This window comes from Streptomyces sp. NPDC046261, from assembly GCF_040646235.1.
Taxonomy (GTDB): Bacteria; Actinomycetota; Actinomycetes; order Streptomycetales; family Streptomycetaceae; genus Streptomyces.
Window position 1 is genome coordinate 123,302 of the sequence record NZ_JBEYZU010000005.1, and the last position, 21,651, is coordinate 144,952.

General features: G+C 73.1%; 21 protein-coding genes. 5 read left to right on the plus strand and 16 right to left on the minus strand.

What is annotated here, in order from left to right; all coding sequences use genetic code 11:
• The first annotated feature begins 26 nt into the window (after positions 1-26).
• Positions 27-908: a LysR family transcriptional regulator gene (locus tag ABZ956_RS11930; RefSeq protein WP_361891441.1), complete on the plus strand. Its 882-nt coding sequence runs from the start codon at positions 27-29 to the stop codon at positions 906-908.
• A 71-nt stretch (positions 909-979) separates the two neighbouring features.
• Here ABZ956_RS11930 and treY read toward each other — a convergent pair whose 3' ends face one another.
• Both treY and glgX read right to left on the minus strand, forming a co-directional pair.
• Entirely contained in the window at positions 980-3,346 is a 2,367-nt protein-coding gene (treY, locus tag ABZ956_RS11935; protein WP_361890768.1) for a malto-oligosyltrehalose synthase, read from the minus strand.
• A 59-nt stretch (positions 3,347-3,405) separates the two neighbouring features.
• Positions 3,406-5,532, minus strand: a complete 2,127-nt coding sequence (gene glgX, locus ABZ956_RS11940; RefSeq protein WP_361890771.1) for a glycogen debranching protein GlgX — start codon at positions 5,530-5,532, stop codon at positions 3,406-3,408.
• 271 nt (positions 5,533-5,803) lie between these two features.
• Between glgX and ABZ956_RS11945 the strand changes: the two genes are divergently transcribed.
• Both ABZ956_RS11945 and ABZ956_RS11950 read left to right on the plus strand, forming a co-directional pair.
• Positions 5,804-7,045, plus strand: coding sequence for an SAV2148 family HEPN domain-containing protein (locus tag ABZ956_RS11945; protein ID WP_361890774.1), 1,242 nt, complete (start codon positions 5,804-5,806; stop codon positions 7,043-7,045).
• A 118-nt stretch (positions 7,046-7,163) separates the two neighbouring features.
• The gene (locus tag ABZ956_RS11950) at positions 7,164-7,889 is read left to right on the plus strand and encodes a 3'-5' exonuclease (protein WP_361890777.1); all 726 of its coding nucleotides are present in this window, start codon (positions 7,164-7,166) and stop codon (positions 7,887-7,889) included.
• Between the two features lie 34 nt (positions 7,890-7,923).
• On the opposite strand, the gene ABZ956_RS11955 is transcribed toward ABZ956_RS11950, so the two are convergent.
• On the minus strand, positions 7,924-8,277 hold the full coding sequence (locus ABZ956_RS11955) for a hypothetical protein (protein WP_361890780.1): 354 nt from the start codon (positions 8,275-8,277) through the stop codon (positions 7,924-7,926).
• A 196-nt stretch (positions 8,278-8,473) separates the two neighbouring features.
• Here ABZ956_RS11955 and ABZ956_RS11960 point away from each other — a divergent pair, with 196 nt between their 5' ends.
• A complete protein-coding gene (locus tag ABZ956_RS11960) occupies positions 8,474-9,415 on the plus strand; it encodes a zinc metalloprotease (RefSeq protein ID WP_361890783.1) in 942 nt (313 codons plus the stop codon).
• 40 nt (positions 9,416-9,455) lie between these two features.
• Here ABZ956_RS11960 and ABZ956_RS11965 read toward each other — a convergent pair whose 3' ends face one another.
• Entirely contained in the window at positions 9,456-10,328 is an 873-nt protein-coding gene (locus tag ABZ956_RS11965) for an aminoglycoside phosphotransferase family protein (protein WP_361891443.1), read from the minus strand.
• Positions 10,329-10,499: 171 nt separating this feature from the next.
• Here ABZ956_RS11965 and mgt point away from each other — a divergent pair, with 171 nt between their 5' ends.
• Positions 10,500-11,711, plus strand: coding sequence for a macrolide-inactivating glycosyltransferase (gene mgt / locus ABZ956_RS11970; protein ID WP_361890786.1), 1,212 nt, complete (start codon positions 10,500-10,502; stop codon positions 11,709-11,711).
• Between the two features lie 97 nt (positions 11,712-11,808).
• Here the strand turns inward: mgt and ABZ956_RS11975 are convergent, their stop codons facing one another.
• The 12 genes from ABZ956_RS11975 to ABZ956_RS12030 form a co-directional block, all read right to left on the minus strand.
• On the minus strand, positions 11,809-12,555 hold the full coding sequence (locus tag ABZ956_RS11975) for a sirohydrochlorin chelatase (RefSeq protein ID WP_361890789.1): 747 nt from the start codon (positions 12,553-12,555) through the stop codon (positions 11,809-11,811).
• Positions 12,556-12,564: 9 nt separating this feature from the next.
• Positions 12,565-13,449: an ABC transporter permease subunit gene (locus ABZ956_RS11980; protein ID WP_361890792.1), complete on the minus strand. Its 885-nt coding sequence runs from the start codon at positions 13,447-13,449 to the stop codon at positions 12,565-12,567.
• A complete protein-coding gene (locus ABZ956_RS11985; RefSeq protein WP_361890795.1) occupies positions 13,436-14,236 on the minus strand; it encodes an ABC transporter ATP-binding protein in 801 nt (266 codons plus the stop codon). Before ABZ956_RS11985 ends, ABZ956_RS11980 begins: the two co-directional genes overlap by 14 nt.
• Positions 14,237-14,292: 56 nt before the next feature.
• On the minus strand, positions 14,293-15,408 hold the full coding sequence (locus ABZ956_RS11990) for an aliphatic sulfonate ABC transporter substrate-binding protein (protein ID WP_361890798.1): 1,116 nt from the start codon (positions 15,406-15,408) through the stop codon (positions 14,293-14,295).
• Position 15,409: 1 nt separating this feature from the next.
• Positions 15,410-16,744, minus strand: coding sequence for a GTP-binding protein (locus tag ABZ956_RS11995; protein ID WP_361890801.1), 1,335 nt, complete (start codon positions 16,742-16,744; stop codon positions 15,410-15,412).
• 2 nt (positions 16,745-16,746) lie between these two features.
• Complete coding sequence (gene cysD, locus ABZ956_RS12000) at positions 16,747-17,655, minus strand: sulfate adenylyltransferase subunit CysD (RefSeq protein WP_361890804.1); 909 nt, start codon at positions 17,653-17,655, stop codon at positions 16,747-16,749.
• Positions 17,652-18,185, minus strand: coding sequence for an adenylyl-sulfate kinase (gene cysC / locus ABZ956_RS12005; RefSeq protein WP_361890806.1), 534 nt, complete (start codon positions 18,183-18,185; stop codon positions 17,652-17,654). Before cysC ends, cysD begins: the two co-directional genes overlap by 4 nt.
• A 20-nt stretch (positions 18,186-18,205) precedes the next feature.
• Complete coding sequence (locus ABZ956_RS12010; RefSeq protein WP_361890809.1) at positions 18,206-18,889, minus strand: phosphoadenylyl-sulfate reductase; 684 nt, start codon at positions 18,887-18,889, stop codon at positions 18,206-18,208.
• Positions 18,876-19,052 (minus strand): hypothetical protein, encoded by a 177-nt coding sequence (locus ABZ956_RS12015; protein ID WP_361890812.1) that lies wholly within the window; start codon positions 19,050-19,052, stop codon positions 18,876-18,878. The genes ABZ956_RS12010 and ABZ956_RS12015 overlap by 14 nt, the downstream gene beginning before the upstream one ends.
• Entirely contained in the window at positions 19,049-20,746 is a 1,698-nt protein-coding gene (locus tag ABZ956_RS12020) for a nitrite/sulfite reductase (protein WP_361890815.1), read from the minus strand. The genes ABZ956_RS12015 and ABZ956_RS12020 overlap by 4 nt, the downstream gene beginning before the upstream one ends.
• 117 nt (positions 20,747-20,863) lie before the next feature.
• Positions 20,864-20,947, minus strand: a complete 84-nt coding sequence (locus tag ABZ956_RS12025; RefSeq protein ID WP_360907560.1) for a putative leader peptide — start codon at positions 20,945-20,947, stop codon at positions 20,864-20,866.
• 106 nt (positions 20,948-21,053) lie between these two features.
• Entirely contained in the window at positions 21,054-21,647 is a 594-nt protein-coding gene (locus ABZ956_RS12030; RefSeq protein WP_361890817.1) for a GNAT family N-acetyltransferase, read from the minus strand.
• Between the last annotated feature and the right edge of the window lie 4 nt (positions 21,648-21,651).

Sequence of the window (21,651 nt, forward strand, 5' to 3'; positions counted from 1 at the left end):
GGGGAGGGGCCGTGAGCCTGCGGCAGATGGAGTACCTGGTCGCGGTCGTCGAGGAGCAGTCCTTCAGCCGGGCGGCCCGCAACCTCAACGTCACCCAGTCCGCGCTCTCCCACCAGATCAAGGCCCTGGAGCGCGCCGTCGGCGGCACGCTGCTGGAGCGGCTGACCCGCGGCGTCGGGCTGACCCCGATGGGCCGCGCCTTCCTGCCGCACGCCGAGCTCGCCGTGCGCAGCGCCGGCCAGGCCCGCCGCGCGGCACGGGCCGCCGCCGGGGCCGAGGGCGGCGAGCTGCACATCGCGACGCTGCACGCACTGGCGCTCGGCGCGCTGCCACCGGTGTTCGCCCGCTGGCAGCGGGAGTTCCCCGGCGTCCGGCTGCGCCTGCACGAGTACACCACCACCGATGAGCTGCGCGAGCGGATGGAGCGCGGGGTCGCCGACGTCGCCCTCGGGCCGCGGCCGGAGGGCTGGCCCGGGCCGGTCGTCTCCCTCGGCCAGGAGGAGATCGTGCTGGTCACCTCCGCAAGCGATCCGCTGGCGGAGCGCACCGGGCCCGTGCGGCTGGCGGAGCTCGCCGACCGGGCGTGGGTGCGGTGCGCGCTCGAGCCCGTCATCGAGGGCCGGCGGTGGCTGGACTGGGTGTGCGAGCCCCACGGATTCACGCCGGTGACGGCCGTGGAGACCGAGCACGCGTCGACGGCGGTACGGATGGCGGCCGCCGGCGCGGGGATCGTGGCGGCCCCCGTCCATGTGGCCCGCACGACGACGGGCGCGGTGGAGGTGGCCGTCGATCCGCCGTGGCGGCGCGAGCAGACGGCGTTCTCCCGGGTGGAACTGACGGGTGCGGCGGCGACGTTCGTGGACCGGTGCGGTGGGATCTTCGCTAAATCCAGCCCGTCCGGCGTTTGAGGACACGGCACAGTCAGCCCGTCCGGCGATTGAGGACAAGAAACGGTGAAAGGGCGGGCGAGGGGAGAGTCTCAAGCTCGCACCAGCAGCGCCACCGGTGACGCCCCCAGCAGCTCCCCCAGGGCCGCCCGCCCCTCCCACACGTGTCCCGTCAGCAGCTCGCGCCACGCCCCCTCACCCGGCAAAGGAAGAACGGTCTCCCGCCACCCTCCGGCCGCGTCCAGCCGCCGGGGCAACCGCGTCACGGCCGCGACGACCTCGCCGGCCCGCGCGAACGCCACGCAGTGCTCCGCCGCCGGCCCGAGCGCGGCCAGCGGCTCGTAGGAGCCCGAGGGGGCCCGGAACCACTCCGGATGCGCCCGCCGCAGGCGCAGCGCGGCACGCGTGAGCCGCGTCTTCTCGCCGGACAGCTCGTCGGGGGCCTCGGCCGGGAACGTGGGCGGGCGCCGGTTGTCCGGGTCGACCAGGGCCCGGTACGTACGCTCCGTCCCCATGTACAGGTCGGGCACGCCCGGCATCGTCAGGTGCAGCAGCGTCGCGCCGAGCACGTTGGCCCGTACGGTCGGCGCCGCCTCGTGGGCGAGGGCGGCCAGCTCCTCGTGGGCCGGGCCGCAGGGGCCGGCGGCCACGAAGGATTCGACAGCGGCCTCGTAGGCGGCGTCCGGCTCGGTCCAGGTGGTCAGCAGTGCGGCCTCGCGCACGCTCTTGAGGACCGCCGGGGCGAGCCGGCGCGGGTCGGGGACGCCGAGGCCGAAGGCGCTCTGCCAGGCCGTCCACGCCACATGTGGGTCGGGCGCGGCGGCCTGCTGCCACAGCCGGTCCATCAGGGCCGCCCACCGCCCGGGGTACTCGCTCAGCGCGGCGATGCGCGCCCGGGCGTCCGCGCTGCGCTTGGTGTCGTGGGTGGAGAGCACGGTGCCGCCGGCGGGCCAGTCGCGCCGCAGGCGGGCGCAGTAGGCGTGGAACTCGGCGGGCGTGAGCGCCGGCCGGTCCGGGGTGCCGCCGACCTCGGTGGCCGAGATCAGGGGCGCGTAGCGGTAGAAGGCGGTGTCCTCGACGGACTTGGCGCGCAGCGCGGAGGCGGTCTGCGCGAACCGGGCGCAGAAGTCCCGCTGGTCCGGCCCGTCCCCCAGCCGCCCGAGGGCCGCGTCCCGGACGAACTCGACGGCTCGCGCCTCCTCGGGCACGGCGAAGGCGGTACGGGCCCCCTGGGCGGCCTCGTCCAGCAGCGCGGCGTCCGCCGGTGCGGGGGGACGGCCGGGCACGGCGTACGGGCGGTAGACGGGCAGCCGGACGAGGATCTCGCACAGCGCGGTGCGCAGCGCCCAGGGGGCGTGGTCGCGCAGCTGGTGGGAGGTCTCGCACAGCCGGCCGGCGGTGCGCACGAGCCGGGCGACCTCCGCCGCCAGTTCATGGGTGATGACCCGGTAGGCGGCGCGGCGCACGGTCGCGGGCCAGTCGCCGCCCCGGTCGGGCGCCGCGCCGGTGAAGGAGCGGTAGGCGGCCGTCAGTTCGGCGGCCCCCTCGGGGTCGGTGAAGAGGCCGTCGAGGTGGCGCAGGGCGTCGTAGCCGGTGGTGCCGGCGACGGGCCAGCCGGCGGGCAGCCGTTCGTCGCCGCTGAGGATCTTCTCCACGACCGTCCAGCGTCCGCCGGTGGCCTCCGCCAGCCTGCGCAGATAGCCGGCGGGGTCGGCGAGGCCGTCGGGGTGGTCGACGCGCAGCCCGTCGAGGACCCCCTCGCGCAGCAACTGGAGCACCTTGGCGTGGGTGGCGGCGAAGACCTCGGGGTCCTCCACGCGCACCGCTATCAGTTCGGAGATGGTGAAGAAGCGCCGGTAGTTCACTTCGGTGCGGGCCAGCCGCCACCACGCGGGCCGGTACCACTGGGCGTCCAGCAGTTCGGGTGTCGGCAGCCGTTCGGTGCCGGGCCGCAGCGGGAAGGCGTGGTCGTGGTAGCGCAGGACGCCGTCGGCGACGGTGAAGCGGGGCAGTTCGGTGCCGAGCGGGCCGGCCAGCACCGGCAGCAGGACCCGGCCGCCGTGCTCGGCCCAGTCGATGTCGAACCAGCGCGCGTACCGGGAGGCCGGGCCGTCCCGCAGCACTTCCCACAGCGGCCCGTTGAGGTGCTCGGGCGCGGGCACCGCCATGTGGTTGGGCACGATGTCGAGGACGAGCCCCAGGCCGTTCTCGTGCGCGGTGCGGGCGAGGGCACGCAGGCCCTCCTCGCCGCCCAGTTCGGCGCGGACGGCCGTGTGGTCGACGACGTCGTAGCCGTGCGTGGAGCCCGGCACGGCCTCCAGGACGGGGGACAGGTGCAGATGGGACACCCCGAGGGAGGCGAGGTGGGGCACGGCCCGCACGGCCGCGGCGAAGGGGAAGGCGGGCTGGAGCTGGAGCCGGTAGGTGGCGGTCGGCGGGGAGCAGCTGTCGCGCGTCACGGGAACATACGTACCCACAACTCGGCCTCATGCTGCAGGCCCGCTCCGTTCTCCGGCGGTCAGACGGGCCGCTGCAGCACCGCGAGGCTGCGGTCGGCGAGCGTCAGCCGGGCGCCGGCCGGCACCTTGGGGCCGTCGGCGGCGGCGCCGTCGGGGCGGGCGGTGTCGACGACGACCTGCCACTGCCTGCCGTGATTCATGGGCACGACGAAGTCGAGGGGCTGGTCGTGCGCGTTGAACATCAGCAGGAAGGAGTCGTCGACGATGGGCTCGCCGCGCGGGCCCGGCTCGGAGATGGCGCCGCCGTTGAGGAAGACCGTCAGCGACCGGGCGTGAGCGGCCTGCCAGTCGCCGTCCCGCATCTCCTCGCCCTCGGGGGTGAACCAGGCGATGTCGGAGAGCTTGTCGTGGGTGCCCTGCACCGGGCGGCCGTGGAAGAAGCGGCGGCGGCGGAAGACGGGGTGGTCGCGGCGGAGCCAGACCAGGGAACGGGTGAAGCGCAGCATCCGGCGCGCGAGGTCGGCGGAGGCGTCGTCCGGGTGCGGCCAGTGCACCCAGGACAGCTCGCTGTCCTGGCAGTAGGCGTTGTTGTTGCCGTGCTGCGTGCGCGCGAACTCGTCGCCGTGGCTGAGCATGGGCACGCCCTGCGACACCAGCAGGGTGGCGATGAAGTTGCGCATCTGCCGCTCGCGCAGCTCGAGGACCGCGGGGTCCTCGCTCTCGCCCTCGGCCCCGCAGTTCCAGGAGCGGTTGTGGCTCTCGCCGTCCTGGTTGTTCTCCCCGTTGGCCTCGTTGTGCTTGTCGTTGTAGGCCACCAGGTCGTGCAGGGTGAAGCCGTCGTGGCAGGTGACGAAGTTGATGGAGGCCAGCGGGCGCCTGCCGTCGCCCTGGTAGAGGTCGGAGGAGCCGGTCAGGCGCGAGGCGAACTCCGCGAGCGTGGCCGGTTCCCCGCGCCACAGGTCCCGGGACGTATCGCGGAATTTGCCATTCCACTCCGCCCACAGGGGCGGGAAGTTACCGACCTGATAGCCGCCCTCGCCCACGTCCCACGGCTCGGCGATCAGCTTCACCTGGCTGACCACCGGATCCTGCTGTACGAGGTCGAAGAAGGACGAGAGCCGGTCCACCTCGTGGAACTGCCGGGCCAGCGTCGCCGCCAGATCGAACCGGAATCCATCCACCCGCATCTCGGTCACCCAGTACCGCAGCGAGTCCATGATGAGCTGCAGCACGTGCGGGCTGCGCATCAGCAGCGAATTGCCGGTACCGGTGGTGTCCATGTAGTAGCGCGGATCGTCCGCCAGCCGGTAGTACGAGGCGTTGTCCAGCCCCCGGAACGAGAGCGTGGGCCCCAGGTGATTGCCCTCGGCCGTGTGGTTGTAGACCACATCCAGGATCACCTCGATGCCCGCCGCGTGCAGGGCACGCACCGCCGACTTGAACTCCAGCACCTGCTGCCCCCGGTCGCCCCACGAGGCGTAGGCGTTGTGCGGGGCGAAGAAGCCGATCGTGTTGTAGCCCCAGTAGTTCGCCAGCCCCGCGTCCACCAGCCGGTGGTCGTGCACGAACTGATGCACCGGCATCAGCTCGATCGCCGTGACCCCCAGCTCCGTCAGGTGCTCGATCACCGCCGGATGCGCCAGCGCCGCGTACGTCCCGCGCACCTCCTCCGGCAGCGCCGGATGCAGCATCGTCAGGCCCTTCACATGGGCCTCGTAGATGACCGTACGGTGGTAGTCCGTGCGCGGCGGCCGGTCGTCCCCCCAGTCGAAGTACGGATTGACCACCACGGACGTCATCATGTGCGGCGCGGAGTCCATGTCATTGCGCTTCTCCGGCCGCCCGAAGCGATAGCCGTAGACCTCCTCGCCCCAGGCGATCTCCCCGCTGACCGCCTTCGCATAGGGGTCGAGCAGCAGCTTGGCGGAATTGCAGCGCTGCCCCCGCTCCGGCTCGTAGGGCCCGTGCGCCCGGAAGCCGTAGCGCTGCCCCGGCATGATGCCGGGCAGATAGGCATGACGCACGAACGCGTCGCTCTCACGCAGCTCCACGGCGGTCTCCGAGCCGTCCTCGTGCAGCAGGCACAACTCGATCCGCTCGGCGGCCTCGGAGAAGACCGCGAAGTTGGTCCCGGCGCCGTCGTACGTGGCGCCGAGTGGGTACGCCTGTCCCGGCCAGACCTGCATGAGCGCCAGTCTTCCACCCCGGGCGGCCCTTTCCGCAGATCTTCCCCAAAACCCCGGCCGGAAGCCGCCGCCACCCCTCCCCGGCTCCGCCGACCGGGTGAGAGCCACCCTTCCGGCTATGAATCAGCTCACTCCCGCCACCGGGCCCCGGAACAACAGGCACGTCGGACACCTCAGTTGACCGGAAGGCGCCCGGCGGGCGCGTGCACCGCCTCCCGCCCGCACAGTAGTCTGCCTTGATCGTTGGACGGGGGCGGAAGGCGGTGCACTGGTGAGCTCGGGCGGGCTGGAGCTGCCCCCTGGGGACGGAGGTCCCGAGGGTGACGGATCCACCGACACATCACCGGGCGTGGTGTCCCTGACCCGCCCGAGGGAGATCGGCGCGGAACTGGACTGGGACGCCGGCGCCTGGGGCGAGGTGCGCACCCGCGCCCGCCGCGCGGGCCGGGCCTACATCTGGCTGAACCTCGTCGAACAGCGGCTGCGCGTCGTCGTCGCCGCCGTGCTGCGCCCGGTCTACGAACCGGTGCACGGCGAGGAGGAGTGGGTCGTCGCCGCCGCCGGGCCCGCCGGCCAGGAGTGGGTGCAGCGGGCCGTCGCCGTCCGCGAGGTCAGCCGCCGCAAGGGCTACCTGCTGGACCCGGCCGACGACAACGTCCTCAGCTTCCTCACCCTGCCGCAGCTGCGCGAGCTGCTCGTCCAGCACTGGCCCTGCTTCGAGCCGTACCTGGACGACCGGCGCGAACTCGAACTCGCACTGGACGAGCTGGAGGTGGCCCGCAACGTCGTCTCCCGCAACCGCGCGCTCTCCGAGGCCGTCCTCGCCCAGGCCGAGCGGGCCTCCGCCCGCCTGCTGGACATCCTCGGCGGTGGCGGCGCCTCCTCCGCCGACCGGCTGCCCATCGACGCCGTCGAGGACCTCGTCGGCGACCGCTACGCCGACGTCGTCGGCGTCCACCCCGACCGGGTGCGCCTGCAACGCCAGCTGCCCGTGGAGGACCTCTTCGGCAGCGCCCGCCGCCTCGACGCGGTCGGCATAGGCCTGAACCTGCTCGTGCAGAACTACTCCGGCCGGCGCCTGGTGCGCCTGGCGGAATCCGGCTGCCGCGCCCGCCTGCTCTTCCTCAACCCCGCCAGCAGCGCGGTACGCCGCCGCGAGCGGGAACTGGGGATCAAGAAGGGCGAGATGAGCCGGTCCGTGGAGATGAACATCATGCACATGCGGCGCGTGCGCGACCGGCTGCGCGACACCGCCGCCTTCGAGATCCGCGTCTTCGACGAGACCCCGCGCTTCACCGCCTACCTCGTCAACGGCGACGGCGCGGACGGGCTCGCCGTCGTCCAGTCCTACCTGCGCAAGGCGCGCGGCATGGAGTCCCCCGTGCTCGTGCTGCGCGGCGGGAACCGGGACGTGCTGCGCCAGGGCCGGCCCTGCGACGACACCGGCGGGCTCTTCGAGACCTACCGCGAGGAGTTCGAGGGCGTGTGGAGCGACTCGCGGCCCGTGTCCTGACCGCCTCCTTTTGACTCCTGACGACCCCTCGGCAGCGGGCGGGACCCGGACCGTTGTCAGTGGCGCGTGGCAGGCTGGTGCACCAGACGGGGGAAGCACCACCGAAGGGGGAACCGCCATGGCGTGGCACGAGGAAGCGCTGATCGGCTTCGACCTGGAGACGACGGGCACCGATCCCGCGCAGGCCCGGATCGTGACGGCCGCGGTCGTGGAGACCAAGGGCGGTGAACCGGTGCGCGGCCTGCACTGGCTGGCCGACCCGGGCGTCCCCATCCCGGCCGAGGCCGCCGCCATCCACGGCATCACGGGCGAACGGGCCGCCGAGCAGGGCCGCCCGGCCCGCGAGGTGGTGGAGGAGATCGCGGACGCGCTGACCGGGCACTGGGCGCTGGGCGTCCCGGTCGTCGCCTACAACGCCTCTTTCGACCTCAGCCTGCTCCAGGCGGAGCTGCGCCGGCACGGCCTGCGCCCGCTGGATGAGCGGCTGGGCGGGGCGCTGGGGGCGCCGGGGGAAGCGCCGACGGTGGGGCCGGTTATCGATCCGTACACCATGGACCGGGCCGTCGACCGCTATCGCAAGGGCCGGCGCACGCTGGAGGCGGTCTGCCGGGAGTACGGCGTGGTCCTCGACGAGGCGCACGAGGCGGGCGCGGACGCGCTGGCGGCGGTGCGCGTGGCCCGGGCGATAGCCGCACGCCATTCCCGCATAGCGGAGGCGGGGCTGTGGGAGCTCCACCGCGAGCAGGTGCGCTGGTACGGCGAGTGGGCCGAGGGCTATCAGAAGTGGCTGCGCCGCCAGGGGGATCCGCGGGCCGTCGTCGACGGGTCCTGGCCGCTGCGCTGACCGGGGGCGCCGGCGCCTGGCGCCCCCGGGCCCGTCACTCCCGCAGCCTGAGCAGCGTGGGGTCGCAGGCGAGGATCTCCAGGAGACGGCCGGCCCGGCCGGTGCCCGGGAAGGAGAGGGTGAGGTGCCGGCCGTCCTCGGTGTGCCAGGATCCGCGCACCGCGTCCGGGGCGTCGCCCCGCCCGATGGGGTGGTCGACGAAGGTGCCGTCCGCGGCGAACTCCATCCCGCGCCGGCCGCGGGCGGGTGGAAAGGCGTAGCCGCCGGGCCGGTAGACCGTCACACCGTCGCCGTCCTCCTCGCGGGAGTGTGTCCAGCGCCGGAAGAGGGCGTCGGGCGGGCCGGCCGGGGGCCGCTCCGGCCCGGTGGGCCCCGCTGGCTCGTTCATGCCTCATGCACCTCCGAAATCACCCGGAACCACCAGGGTTTACCCGGGTTTCCCCCAATATGGAATCCCGCTGTGTACTTCCTGCGGGTTCTGCGATGTCCCTAGATGTCGGGGCTGTGCGGGTCTACGGTAATCCGTACCGGGCCCGCCTTCACCGTCCTGCCGTGTTCGCACGGCGATCCGAGGAGGGCGCAGCATGCCCGAGAACCAGCCCCCCACGCCCCGGCCGCCCGGGCGCAGACTCTGCGCGACCATGACGGTCCACCGCAGGCTGCTCACCGAGAACTCCGCCTACGCCGCCGCCAGGGCGGCCGTGGAGAACCGGGCGTTCGCCTACGAACGAGGGATGGAGCGGCCGGCCCGCACCGGCATCACCTGCCTTCCCGTCGTCGTGCACGTCGTCCACCACACCGACGAGCAGAACATCGACGACGCGCAGATCACCAGTCAGATCGCCGTCCTCAACGCGGACTTCCGCAGGCGCAACGCGGACGTCGGCCGGGCGCCGGACGTATGGCGGCCGCTGGCGGCCGACGCCCGGGTGGAGTTCCGCCTGGCCACGGTCGACCCCGACGGGCGGCCCACCACGGGCATCACCCGTACCCGGACGGAGGTGACGGAGTTCCCCACCGACGACTCGGTGAAGTTCACCGCGCAGGGCGGCCACGACGCCTGGCCCGCCGACCGCTACCTCAACATCTGGGTCTGCCCGCTGGGCGAGTCGCTCCTGGGGTACGCCCAGTTCCCCGGTGGTCCGGCCGCCACCGACGGCGTGGTCGTCCTGCACTCGGCGTTCGGCACGTCCGGCACCGCGACCGCGCCGTTCGACCTCGGGCGTACCACGACCCACGAGGTGGGGCACTGGCTCAACCTGTTCCACATCTGGGGCGACGACGGCACCGGCTGCAGCGGCGGCGACTTCGTCGCCGACACCCCCAACCAGGGCGGCCCCAACTTCGGCAGCCCGGCCTATCCGCAGGTCTCCTGCGGCAACGCCCCCCACGGCGACATGTTCATGAACTACATGGACTATGTCGACGACGCGGCCATGTTCATGTTCACGCAGGGCCAGGTGACCCGCGTGGACGCCACCTTCGACGGCCCCCGGAGCAGCTTCCCCGCCGCCGGCCCCTGCTGACCGGGGTCCAGGGGTGCAGGGGCCGCAAGGGGTAGCCGGCTCAGAAGGGGTACCAGCGCACCGCCGGATCGCCGTCCCGCAGGGAGGCGACCCGGCGGGCGAACTCCGCCCGCGCCGCCGGGTTTCCCGGCGCGTGCTGGGCTACCCAGGCGCAGCTCGCCGTCTCCCTCGCCCCGCGCAGCACGGCGCAGCCGTCCCACTCCCGCACGTCCCAGCCGTAGGTGTGGACGAAGGCGTGGTAGGACTCCGGGGCCAGCCCGTACCGGTCGCGGCTGAGGGCCATGACGACCAGGTCGTGCTCGCGCAGGTCGGTGGCGAACGTCTCCAGGTCGACCAGGACCGGTCCGTCCGGTCCGACGTGGACATTGCGCGGGAGCGCGTCGCCGTGGACCGGGCCCGGCGTCAGACGCGGCGTCAGCGCGGCGGCCGCGGCGGCGAAGCCGTCCCGGCGCTCGCGCAGATAGTCGGCGTCGGCCGGGTCGATCGCGTCCCCGGCCAGCCGCAGCCACCGTTCGACTCCGCCGAGCAGCTCCCGGCGGGGCAGCGCGAAGCCGGGCTCGGGCAGCGCGTGGACCTGCCGCAGCAGTGCGGCCAGGTCGGCGGGGTCCGCCGGGCGCACGGCCGCCGGCAGCCGGTGCCACAGGGTGACCGGATGGCCGTCGGCGACCCGCACCCGCGGCTCGGCCGCCCGTACGGCCGGAATGCCGCTCTCCGCGAGCCAGGCGGCGATGCGCAGCTCCCGGTCGGCGCGCTCGCGCAGGGAGGCGTCCCGGCCGACCTTGGCGACGAGGCCGTCGGCGGCGAAGACCGCGTTCTCGCCGAGGGCGAGCAGCTCCGCGTCGGCCGCCGGCAGCGGCGTCCCGGCAGCGGCGAGGAGCGCGCGTGCCCGCTGTTCCGTGAATGCCCCGCCCATCACGTCCGCCACGTCCGCCACATCCTGCCTTCCGTGCCCTGCGATTCCCGCCGATCACGGCAAGTGTCCCCTCCGGCGGCGGGTGGGGCGGCACCGGGTGGCCGGTACGGGAGGGAGGTGGCGCGAATAAAACCATTGAACGAGACGTATCGTCTTGTTTAGAGTGTGCGCATGACTGCTCCCGCCGCCGTTCGGCCCGCCCATATCGCCATGTTCAGCATCGCCGCCTCCGGCCACGTCAACCCCAGCCTCGACGTCATCCGGGAACTGGTCGCCCGCGGCCACCGGGTCACCTACGCCATTCCCGCCTCCTTCGCCGACGTCGTGGCCGGCACCGGCGCCGAGCCGAAGATCTACGAATCGACCCTGCCCACCGGCGAGGACCCCGACGCCTGGGGATCGGAGCTGCTCGACCACTTCGAGCTGTTCCTCGACGACGCCATCCACGTCCTGCCGCAACTGACCAAGGCGTACGAGGGCGACGAGCCGGACCTGGTCCTGTACGACATCACCGCCTACCCCGCCCGCGTCCTCGCCCACCGCTGGGGCGTGCCCATCGTCCAGCTGTCACCGAACCTGGTGGCCTGGGAGGGCTACGAGGAGGAGGTGGCGGCCGCGATGATCGAGCCGATCAAGCGGTCCCCCCGCGGCATCGCCTACTACGAGCGCTTCACCGAGTGGCTGCGCGGCAACGGCGTCCCCCTGGACCCCGACACCTTCAAGGGCCGGCCCGACCGGTGCCTGGCCGTCATCCCGCGTGCCATGCAGCCCCACGCCGACCGGGTCGACGAGACGGTCACCACCTTCACCGGGCCCTGCCAGGGCGACCGCGCGGACGAGGGTGACTGGCAGCGCCCCGCCGACGCGGAGAAGGTCCTGCTCATCTCCCTGGGCTCGACGTTCACCAAGCAGCCCGGCTTCTACCGCGAGTGCATCGAGGCGTTCGGCGACCTGCCGGGCTGGCATGTGGTGCTGCAGATCGGCAAGCACGTCGGCCTCGGCGAACTGGGCGAGATACCGGCCAACTTCGAGGTCAGCCGCTGGGTCCCCCAGCTCGCCGTCCTCAAGCAGGCCGACGCCTTCGTCACACACGCCGGCATGGGCGGCTCCCAGGAGGGCCTGGCCTGCGGCGTTCCCATGGTCGCGGTGCCGCAGGCCGTCGACCAGTTCGGCAACGCCGCCATCCTTCAGGAGCTGGGCGTCGCCCGGCACCTGCCGACGGAGGAGGCCACGGCGGCGGCGCTGCGGGAAGCGGTGCTGTCCCTGACCGGCGACCCCGCGGTGGCCGCGCGCTCGGCGGAGCTGAAGGCCGAGCTCGCGGCGGAGGGCGGCACTCCGTATGCGGCCGACCTCATCGAGGCGGAGCTGCGGACCGCCCGCTGACCCCTGGTACGGTCCCGTGCCACCGGCCGCCACGCCCACCCCCACGGGCGTGGCGGCCGGCCGTTCCCGTGGGCGGTGCCGAAGGTGTCGCCGGTGCTCACCCGGACAGCGCGACAGCCGCCGAGGTGTCGGACACCTCGTCGTACCGCCGCAGCAGCAGCGAGACCACCTCCGGCGCCGGCCCCAGCACCTCCGCCAGCACATCGGCCCCCGCGGCCCGGGCGCCCGCGGCGATGCGGTCCGGCAGCCGTCCGGGAGCCAGGGCGTACGGCGCCACCGCCACCCGGCGTATCCCCTCCGCGCGCAGCGCGCGCACGGCGTCCTCGGTGCGCGGCGGGGAAGCGGAGGCGAACGCGGGCCGCACGGCGCACCAACCGGTGTGCCACCACTCCCGCGCGATGTCAGCGATCACCGCGTTCGCCTCCGGGTCGGAGGAGCCCGCCGAGGCCAGGACGACCCCGGTCGAGCCCCGTTGGCCGGGGCACACCCCGGCCTCGTACAGCCGCCGCTCCAGCGCGGCCGTCAGCAGCGCGGACGGTCCGAGCACGCCCGCCTGACGTAGCGTCATGCCCGGCAGCGCGGCCCTCGCCCGCTCCAGGACGGCGGGGATGTCGGACTTGGCGTGGAAGGCGCGGGTCAGCAGCAGCGGCACCGCGGTCACCTCCCGCTCACCCGCCGCGGCCAGGCGGGCCAGCACCTCCTCCACGCCCGGCGCGCAGAAGTCCAGGAACCCCGCCGCCACGCGCAGCCCCGGCCGCCGGGCCGCGAGCCGGGCGCGCAGCGCGGCGACGGTCGCCGCGTGCCGGGGATCGCGGCTGCCGTGCGCGACGATCAGCAGGGCCATGGCCCGGCCCTACCGCGTCGCCAGGCCGCGCGTGCGCAGCACACGGCGTTCCAGCGGGCTGAAGACGATCAGGTCGATGGCGATGCCGACCAACAGGATGAGCAGGATGCCCAGCAGCACCCCCGGCATGTCGGAGTCGGTACGGGCGTTCTCCAGGTACTGCCCCAGGCCCAGCCCCAGATCCGGGGAGGAGGCGATGAGTTCGGCCGCCATCAGCGAGCGCCACGAGAACGCCCAGCCCTGCTTGAGCCCCGCGATGTAGCCCGGCAGGGCCGCCGGCAGCAGGACGTGCCGCGCCCCGCGCACCCCCGTCGCGCCCATCGTGCGGCCCGCCCGCAGATACAGCGGCGGCACCTGGTCGATGCCGGAGACCAGGCCGTTGGCGATGGACGGCACCGCGCCCAGCAGGATCACCGCGTACATCGCCGCGTCCGTGATGCCCAGCCAGATCACGGCCGCCGGCACCCAGGCCACCGACGGCAGCGACTGCAGCCCCGACAGGATCGGCCCGAGGGCCGCCCGTACCACCGGCACCCGGGCCACCAGCAGCCCCAGCGGAGTGCCGAGGGCGAGCGCGGCGAGAAAACCCAGCAGCCCGCGCGAGACGCTGGTCCAGATGATGGACAGCAGCGTGCCGTTCAGCCACAGTTCGCGCAGATCGCCCCAGACCGCGGCCGGGTCGGGCAGCTTGTAGTCGTCGGTGACCTCCGCCAGCACCAGCAGCTTCCACACGGCCAGCACCAGCACCACGGCCACCAGGGGCGGCAGCACCTTCTGCAGCAGCACCTGGCGCAGCGGTGTCCGCTTGACCTGGACCGCGTCCAGCGCGTCGAGTCCGGCCTCCAGGCCGGCGAGGTCGCCCTCGGCGACCTTGGTGCTCTCAAGCCCGGCCATGGCGGCGGATCTCCCCACGCAGTTCCTCGGTTATCTCCACCGACAGGTCGGCCACCGCCGCGTCCTCGATGCGTCGCGGCTGCGGGATGCCGACCTCCCACTCGCGCACCACCCGGCCCGGCCGGGACGACAGCAGCACCACCCGCTGGCCCAGCCGCACCGCCTCGCGGACGTTGTGCGTCACGAACAGCACCGACAGCCGCGTCTCGGACCAGATACGGGTCAGCTCGTGGTGCAGCACGTCCCGGGTGATGGCGTCCAGCGCCGCGAACGGCTCGTCCATCAGCAGCAGACGGCTGTCCTGCGCCAGCGCCCGCGCCAGGGCGACGCGCTGGCGCATGCCGCCCGACAGCTCGTGCACGCGCTTGCCGTACGAGCCGCCGAGCCGGACGAGGTCCAGCAGCCGCTCGGCCTCCGCCTGCCGGGCGCCCCGGGGCACCCCGCGCAGCCGCAGGGCCAGTTCGATGTTGCGGCCCGCCGTCAGCCACGGGAACAGCGCGTGCTCCTGGAACATCAGCGCGGGCCGGCCGCCGGGCACCTCGATGGTCCCGGCGGACGGCCGGTCCAGCCCCGCGACCAGGTTCAGCAGCGTGGACTTGCCGCAGCCGGACGCCCCCAGGAGACAGACGAACTCACCGGGCCGCACCTCCAGCGTGATGTCGTCGAGGACGGGCCGGTCCGCGCCCGGGCGGCCGTAGCTCTTGTGGACGTTCTCGATCCGGACGGCCGCCGGTGTGTCGTCGTCGACGGCCGTGCCGGAGGTCGCGGTGGTCAACGCCGGGGTCATCCGGTCACCTCCTTGAGTGCGGACGGGCATGCGCGCCCCTACTGCCGTGTACACGCTCACCGCCTGCCGGACGGCGCGGCGCCGACCGCCGGTCTGCCCTCGGCCCTGAGCACCTTCTCGAGCAGCGTCAGGTCGTAGATGCCGGACAGATCCGGCCGCTCGAGCAGCCCGGCCGCCACCGCGTGGTCCGCCTGGGCCCGCAGCGTCGCCGCCAGCGGGTCGTCGGTCGTCGCGATGGACTGCCACGCCGCATCGAGTACCTCCGCCGGCAACTCCTTGCCGGAGAGCCGCTTCAGCGCCGCGTTGGCCGAAGCCTTCGCCTTCCGAGGGTTCGCCGCGATCCAGGCGTTCGTGCGCACCGAGCCGCGCAGCACGGCCTCGACCACGTCCGGGTGCGCGGCGAGGAACTTCTGCGACACGACCACATTGGTGATCACGAACTTCCCGTCCGGCCACAGTGTGCTCTCGTCCAGCAGCACCTTGCCGCCCTGCGAGACCAGCCGGGAGGCCGTCGGCTCCGGCACCCAGGCGCCGTCGACGGAACCGGACGCGAAGGCGTCGGGCGTGACCTTGTTGTCCATGCGGACGACGGACACATCGCCCTTGCCGCTGCGCGGATCGACCTTCCAGCCCTTCTCCGCGATCCAGTGGAGGAAGGCCACGTCCTGGGTGTTGCCCTTCTGCGGGGTGGCGATGCGCTTGCCCCTGACGTCGTCGGGCGAGGAGATCCGGTCCGGGTTCACCACGAGCTTCACACCGCCGGAGGCGGAGCCGGAGATGATCCGCAGGCTCTTGCCCCTGGACTTCACATAGCCGTTGATCGCCGGCGACGGGCCGATCCAGCCGATGTCGATGGAGCCCGCGTTGAGCGCCTCGATCTCCGACGGCCCGGCGTTGAAGGTGGTCGACCTGAGCCGGGTTCCGCCCAGTTCCTTCTGCAGGAGCCCCTCCCGCTCGCCGACCAGCGCCGTGGCGTGGGTGATGTTGGGGAAGTAGCCGATGCGCACGGTGTCGGCGGACAGCTTCCGGCCCTCGGCGGCGACCTTCACCCCGGCGTTCGAGGCGTCCTTCTGCGACCCGTACCCACAGGCCCCGAGCAGACCGGCCAGCAGCGCAAGGACGGCCGCGGCCACCAGGGCACGACGGCGGCCGGAGCGAGCGGCAGCAGACATCTCAGAAGTCCCAGCCCTCGTCGTCGGCGCCCGCCCGCGGCGCCCCCGCCCCGAAAGCGCCTGCCGCCTCGCCCGCCATGCCCGCCGTCAGCGTCGTCCCGTCCGCCGGGTCGACGAGCAGGAACGAGCCGGTGCGCCGGGAGTCGGCGTACGCGTCGAGCGCCAGCGGCTCGGCGGTGCGCAGCACCACGCGGCCGATGTCGTTGGCGGCCAGCTCGCCGGGGGCGGGGTGCTGGGACAGGTCGTCCAGCGTCAGCCGCGAGGGGATGTCCTTCACGATCGCCTTGACCGTGCGGGTGGTGTGCTTGAGCAGCACCCGGTCCCCGGTCCGCAGCGGCCGGTCGGCCACATGGCAGACGGTCGCCTCGACGTCCCGGGTGGGGACGGGCGCGCCGGCCGTGGGGGCGATCAGGTCGCCGCGGGAGACGTCGAGGTCGTCGGCCAGGAGCACGGTCACCGACTGCGGTGCCCACGCCAGGTCCACGCTCGCGCCCAGCGCGTCGATGCCGGCGATGGTGCTGACCTGTCCCGAGGGCAGCACGGTGACGGACTCGCCCACCCGCAGCACCCCGGAGGCCAGCTGGCCGGCGTAGCCGCGGTAGTCGCGGTGCCCGGGCGTCTGCGGCCGGATGACGTACTGGACGGGGAAGCGGGCCGGGTCGCCGGTGGGGTCGGCGACGACGGGGACGCTCTCCAAGTGCTCCAGCACGGTCGGGCCGCCGTACCAGTCCATGTGCGCCGAGGGCGTCACCACGTTGTCGCCGGCCAGGGCCGAGATCGGGATCGCGGTGACGTCGCGCACGCCGAGCGAGGCGGCGTACGCCGTGAACTCCCCGGCGATGGCGGCGAAGACGGGCTCCGCGTAGTCGACGAGGTCCATCTTGTTGACGGCCAGCACCACATGCGGCACGCGCAGCAGCGCCGCGACGGCGGCGTGCCGCCGGGTCTGCTCGACGACGCCGTTGCGGGCGTCGACCAGCACCACGGCCAGCTCGGCGGTCGAGGCGCCGGTGACCATGTTGCGGGTGTACTGCACGTGCCCGGGGGTGTCGGCGAGGACGAACCGGCGGCGCGGGGTGGCGAAGTAGCGGTACGCGACGTCGATGGTGATGCCCTGCTCGCGCTCCGCGCGCAGCCCGTCGGTCAGCAGCGCCAGGTCCGGTTCCCGCTGCCCGCGGCCCCGCGAGGCGCGGGCTACGGCCTCCAGCTGGTCCGACAGCACCGACTTGGAGTCGTGCAGCAGCCGCCCCACCAGCGTGGACTTGCCGTCGTCCACCGAGCCGGCGGTGGCGAAGCGCAGCAGCGAGGTCGCCGCCGGGTCGATCGTTTGGCTCATGGCTAGAAGTACCCCTCGCGCTTGCGGTCCTCCATCGCGGCCTCCGACAGTTTGTCGTCGGCCCTTGTCGCGCCCCGCTCGGTGAGCCGGGACGCGGCGATCTCGGCGATGACCTCCTCGATCGTCACCGCGCCGGAGTCGACGGCCCCGGTGCAGGACATGTCGCCGACCGTGCGGTAGCGCACCAGCCGTCTCTCGGTCCGCTCGCCCTCCCTGGGGCCGCCCCACTCGCCCGGCGCCAGCCACATGCCGTTCCGGGCGAACACCTCGCGCTCGTGGGCGTAGTAGATGGCCGGGAGCTCGATCTTCTCCCGGGCGATGTACTGCCACACGTCCAGCTCGGTCCAGTTCGACAGCGGGAAGACCCGCACGTGCTCGCCGGGGGAGTGGCGGCCGTTGTACAGCTGCCACAGCTCCGGGCGCTGCCGGCGCGGATCCCAGCCGCCGAACTCGTCGCGCAGCGAGAAGACGCGCTCCTTCGCGCGCGCCTTCTCCTCGTCCCGGCGGCCGCCGCCGAAGACGGCGTCGAAGCGGTGCGCCCCGATCGCCTCCAGCAGGGGAACGGTCTGCAGGGGGTTGCGGGTGCCGTCGGGGCGCTCGCGCAGCCGCCCGTCGTCGATGAACTCCTGGACGGACGCCACGTGCAGCCGCAGGCCGTGCTCGGCGACCGTGCGGTCGCGGTAGGCCAGGACCTCGGGGAAGTTGTGCCCGGTGTCCACGTGCAGCAGCGAGAACGGCACCGCCGCCGGCGCGAACGCCTTCAGCGCCAGGTGCAGCATGACGATCGAGTCCTTGCCGCCGGAGAACAGGATCACCGGCCGTTCGAACTCCCCCGCCACCTCGCGGAAGATGTGCACCGCCTCGGACTCCAGGGCGTCCAGATGCGTCAGGGCGTAGGGGCTCTCGCTCACAGCAGCCCCCGCCCGGCCAGGAGTTCGTACACGGCCGCCGCCGACTCCGTGACGCTCTGCTCGTGCGCCTCGACACGCAGATCCGGGTCGAGGGGCGCCTCGTACGGGTCGTCCACCCCCGTCAGCCCGGACAGCTCGCCCGCCGCCTGCCGCGCGTACAGGCCCTTGACGTCCCGTACGGAGCACACCTCCACCGGCGTCGCCACGTGCACCTCCACATACCCGGTGCCGTGTTCCTGATGGTGCTTGCGGACCGCCTCGCGCGAGTGCGTGTACGGCGCGATGACCGGTACGAGCACGGTCACGCCGTGCGCGGCCAGCAGCCGGGCGACGAAGCCGATCCGCCGCACGTTGGTGTCGCGGTCCTCGCGGGAGAAGCCGAGACCGGCCGAGAGGAACTCCCGTATCTCGTCCCCGTCCAGCACCTCCACCCGGCGCCCCTCCGCACGCAACCGCGCCGCCAGCGCCCGGGCGATCGTCGTCTTGCCCGCGCTCGGCAGCCCGGTGAGCCAAACCGTGGCCCCACTCATCACCTGCACCCCGTTCCCTGTCATCCGTGCAACCCGCACTCGGTCTTGCCGCGCCCCGCCCAGCGGCCGGCCCTCGCGTCCTCGCCCGCGGCGACCGGCCGGGTGCAGGGCGCGCATCCGATGGAGGCGTAGCCCTCCGTCAGCAGCGGATTGGTGAGCACGCCGTGCTCCGCGACGTAGGCGTCCACATCGGCCTGCGTCCAGCGGGCGATCGGCGAGACCTTCACCTTCCGTCGGCGCGCGTCCCAGCCCACGACCGGAGTGCCCGCCCGGGAGGGGGACTCGTCGCGGCGCAGGCCCGTCGCCCAGGCGTCGTAGGCCGTGAGCCCCTCCTCCAGTGGGCGGACCTTGCGCAGCGCGCAGCACAGGTCCGGGTCCCTCTCGTGCAGCGCCGGCCCGTACGCGGCGTCCTGTTCGGCGACGCTCTGGCGCGGGGTGAGGGTGATGACGTTGACGTCCATCACCGCCGCCACGGCGTCCCGGGTCCCGATGGTCTCCGGGAAGTGATAGCCGGTGTCCAGGAAGACCACGTCGACGCCGGGCAGGACGCGGGAGGCGAGGTGGGCGACCACCGCGTCCTCCATGGAGGAGGTGACGCAGAAGCGCTCGGCGAAGGTCTCGGCCGCCCAGCGCAGGATCTCCTGCGCCGGCGCGTCCTCCAGCTCGCGGCCCGCCCGCTCGGCCAGCCGCTCATGCCCGCTCATCAGGGCCCCCCTTGGCCAGGCCCCGGGCGAGGAGCCCGAGGAAGGAGAGCTTGAAGGCCCGGTTGCAGGCGCCGCACTCCCAGGCGCCGTGGCCCTGTTCGCCGGGGCGCAGGTCCTCGTCACCGCAGTACGGGCAGTGGAAGGGCGCGGCACGCTCACTCATGAGAGGTCCTCCTCACTGGCACGCGTCACCCACTGCGCGAAGCGCTCGCCGTCCGCGCGCTGCTCCGTAAAGCGCCGCAGCACGCGCTCGACGTAGTCGGGCAGCTGTGCGGAGGTCACCTTCAACCCCCGCACCTTGCGGCCGAATCCGGCCTCCAGGCCCAGCGCGCCGCCCAGGTGCACCTGGAAGCCCTCGACCTGGTGGCCGTCGTCGTCGACGACCAGCTGGCCCTTGAGGCCGATGTCGGCGACCTGGATGCGGGCGCAGGCGTTGGGGCAGCCGTTGATGTTGATGGTCAGGGGCTCGTCGAAGTCCGGCAGGCGCCGCTCCAGTTCGTCGATGAGCGAGGCGCCGCGTGCCTTGGTCTCCACGATCGCGAGCTTGCAGAACTCGATGCCGGTGCAGGCCATCGTGCCGCGCCGGAAGGGGGAGGGGCCGACCCGCAGGTCCAGCGCCTCCAGGCCCGCCACCAGCGAGGCGACCTGCTCCCCGGGGACATCGAGGACGATCATCTTCTGCTCGGCGGTGGTCCGCAGCCGGCCCGAGCCGTGCTCCTCGGCGAGTGCCGCGATCTTGGTGAGGGTGGCGCCGTCGACGCGGCCGACGCGCGGGGCGAAGCCCACGTAGAAGCGGCCGTCTTTCTGCCGGTGCGCGCCGACGTGGTCGCGCCAGCGCTCCACGGGCTGGTCGGGGGCCGGGCCGTCGGTGAGCGGGCGGCCGAGGTACTCCTCCTCCAGCACGCGGCGGAACCGTTGCGGACCCCAGTCGGCGAGGAGGAACTTCAGCCGGGCGCGGTTGCGCAGCCGCCGGTAGCCGTAGTCGCGGAAGATGCCGATGACGCCGCCGTAGACGTCCGCCACGTCCTCCAGCGGCACCCAGGCGCCCAGCCGGACGCCGATCCTGGGGTTGGTGGACAGGCCGCCGCCCACCCACAGGTCGAAGCCCGGGCCGTGCTCGGGGTGCCGGACGCCGACGAAGGCGACGTCGTTGATCTCGTGCGCCACGTCCAGCAGCGGTGATCCGGAGACGGCCGACTTGAACTTGCGGGGCAGGTTGGAGAAGTCGGGGTTGCCGATGAAGCGGCGGTGGATCTCCTCGATGGCCGGGGTGCCGTCGAGGATCTCGTCCTCGGCGATCCCGGCGACCGGCGAGCCGAGGATGACCCGGGGCGTGTCGCCGCATGCCTCGGTGGTCGAGAGGCCGACGGCCTCCAGCCGCCGCCATATCTCCGGCACGTCCTCGATCCGGATCCAGTGGTACTGGATGTTCTGCCGGTCGGTGAGGTCGGCGGTGCCGCGCGCGAACTCCTGGGAGATCTCGCCGATGACGCGCAGCTGCGTGGTGGTCAGCCGGCCGCCGTCGATGCGCACCCGCAGCATGAAGTACTCGTCGTCCAGCTCCTCCGGCGCCAGGACGGCGGTCTTTCCGCCGTCGATGCCGGGCTTGCGCTGGGTGTACAGACCCCACCAGCGCATCCGCCCCCGCAGATCGCTGGGGTCGATGGAGTCGAAGCCGGCCTTGGAGTAGATCGTCTCAATGCGTGTCCGCACATTGAGACCGTCGTCATCCCTTTTGAACTGTTCGTTGGCGTTGAGGGGCGTGAAGTGGCCGACGGCCCACTGGCCCTCGCCGCGGTGGCGGCCGGTTTTGCGCCGGGGCGGGGCGGCGGGGGAGGCGGAAGGGGAGTCAGCCATGGCGAAATGTCCTTAAAGTCCGCATGCGTGCCTAAGGAGGGCATGGGAAAAGGGAGGGGGAAACCCTCGTCGGCGGCAGCGGCGACGAGAGGTGGAGCGGCGGTGGTGCTGTGACTGTCAGCCCGCCGGACAGATGGCGCTGGACATGCGGCAGAGATCGACGTGACGCCGACTCACCAAGGCGATTCCAGCACGGGACATGGGGGAAGCGTGGCATGGCGCTCTTCGGCCAGTCCACTGTTGTCCGTATAATGAGAAAAGCCGTCCCGAATGGCGGGACGGCCTCTGTGGTGGTCTCGGGTGCGGCTCAGTGCGTGCCGGCCTGGTGGGCGCCGGGCCAGGGACCGGGCGCGGGGATGTCCGGCTCCTCCTCGGTCCGGGTCTCGAACACCCGGAAGCCGCGCCGCCCGTAGTTGGCCAGCGCGTGCGGCCCGTCCTTGCTGCAGGTGTGCAGCCAGACCCGCTTGGTGGGCTCCCGCTCCGGCCACCGCTCGGCCAGGTCCCAGGCCCGCGCCGTCCCGAACGCCAGCAGGTGCCCGCCGATGCCGCGGCCCTGGAACTGCCGCATCAGACCGAAGTAGACGATCTCGACGGCCCCCTCGGGCTGCGGATCCAGCTCGATGTACCCGGCCGGCGTCCCGTGCTCGTACGCCACCCAGGTCTCGACGCCGGGCCGCTCCAGATGGGCCCGCCACCGCTCGTACGACCACGGCAGCCGGTCCGTCCAGCTCAGCTCCCCGCCCACGGCCGTGTAGAGGAAACGGCTGAACTCCGGCGAGGGCACCTCCGCCCGTTCGATCCGGATCCCGGACGAAGCGTCCGGAACGCGGGCGGGCCGCAGGTCGGCCGGCGAAGTCTGCTCCATGGACCAGGTGGTCACCCTCGTCGTGCTGTCGCTCATGTAC

Coding starts and splice junctions, on each gene's coding strand:
- ABZ956_RS11930 (WP_361891441.1), top strand. CDS start 27: ATGGAGTACCTGGTCGCGGTCGTCGAGGAGCAGTCCTTCAGCCGGGCG.
- glgX (WP_361890771.1), bottom strand. CDS start 5,532: ATGCAGGTCTGGCCGGGACAGGCGTACCCACTCGGCGCCACGTACGAC.
- ABZ956_RS11950 (WP_361890777.1), top strand. CDS start 7,164: ATGGCGTGGCACGAGGAAGCGCTGATCGGCTTCGACCTGGAGACGACG.
- ABZ956_RS11955 (WP_361890780.1), bottom strand. CDS start 8,277: ATGAACGAGCCAGCGGGGCCCACCGGGCCGGAGCGGCCCCCGGCCGGC.
- ABZ956_RS11960 (WP_361890783.1), top strand. CDS start 8,474: ATGCCCGAGAACCAGCCCCCCACGCCCCGGCCGCCCGGGCGCAGACTC.
- ABZ956_RS11965 (WP_361891443.1), bottom strand. CDS start 10,328: ATGGGCGGGGCATTCACGGAACAGCGGGCACGCGCGCTCCTCGCCGCT.
- mgt (WP_361890786.1), top strand. CDS start 10,500: ATGACTGCTCCCGCCGCCGTTCGGCCCGCCCATATCGCCATGTTCAGC.
- ABZ956_RS11975 (WP_361890789.1), bottom strand. CDS start 12,555: ATGGCCCTGCTGATCGTCGCGCACGGCAGCCGCGATCCCCGGCACGCG.
- ABZ956_RS11980 (WP_361890792.1), bottom strand. CDS start 13,449: ATGGCCGGGCTTGAGAGCACCAAGGTCGCCGAGGGCGACCTCGCCGGC.
- ABZ956_RS11985 (WP_361890795.1), bottom strand. CDS start 14,236: ATGACCCCGGCGTTGACCACCGCGACCTCCGGCACGGCCGTCGACGAC.
- ABZ956_RS11990 (WP_361890798.1), bottom strand. CDS start 15,408: ATGTCTGCTGCCGCTCGCTCCGGCCGCCGTCGTGCCCTGGTGGCCGCG.
- ABZ956_RS11995 (WP_361890801.1), bottom strand. CDS start 16,744: ATGAGCCAAACGATCGACCCGGCGGCGACCTCGCTGCTGCGCTTCGCC.
- cysC (WP_361890806.1), bottom strand. CDS start 18,185: ATGAGTGGGGCCACGGTTTGGCTCACCGGGCTGCCGAGCGCGGGCAAG.
- ABZ956_RS12010 (WP_361890809.1), bottom strand. CDS start 18,889: ATGAGCGGGCATGAGCGGCTGGCCGAGCGGGCGGGCCGCGAGCTGGAG.
- ABZ956_RS12015 (WP_361890812.1), bottom strand. CDS start 19,052: ATGAGTGAGCGTGCCGCGCCCTTCCACTGCCCGTACTGCGGTGACGAG.
- ABZ956_RS12020 (WP_361890815.1), bottom strand. CDS start 20,746: ATGGCTGACTCCCCTTCCGCCTCCCCCGCCGCCCCGCCCCGGCGCAAA.
- ABZ956_RS12025 (WP_360907560.1), bottom strand. CDS start 20,947: ATGTCCCGTGCTGGAATCGCCTTGGTGAGTCGGCGTCACGTCGATCTC.
- ABZ956_RS12030 (WP_361890817.1), bottom strand. CDS start 21,647: ATGAGCGACAGCACGACGAGGGTGACCACCTGGTCCATGGAGCAGACT.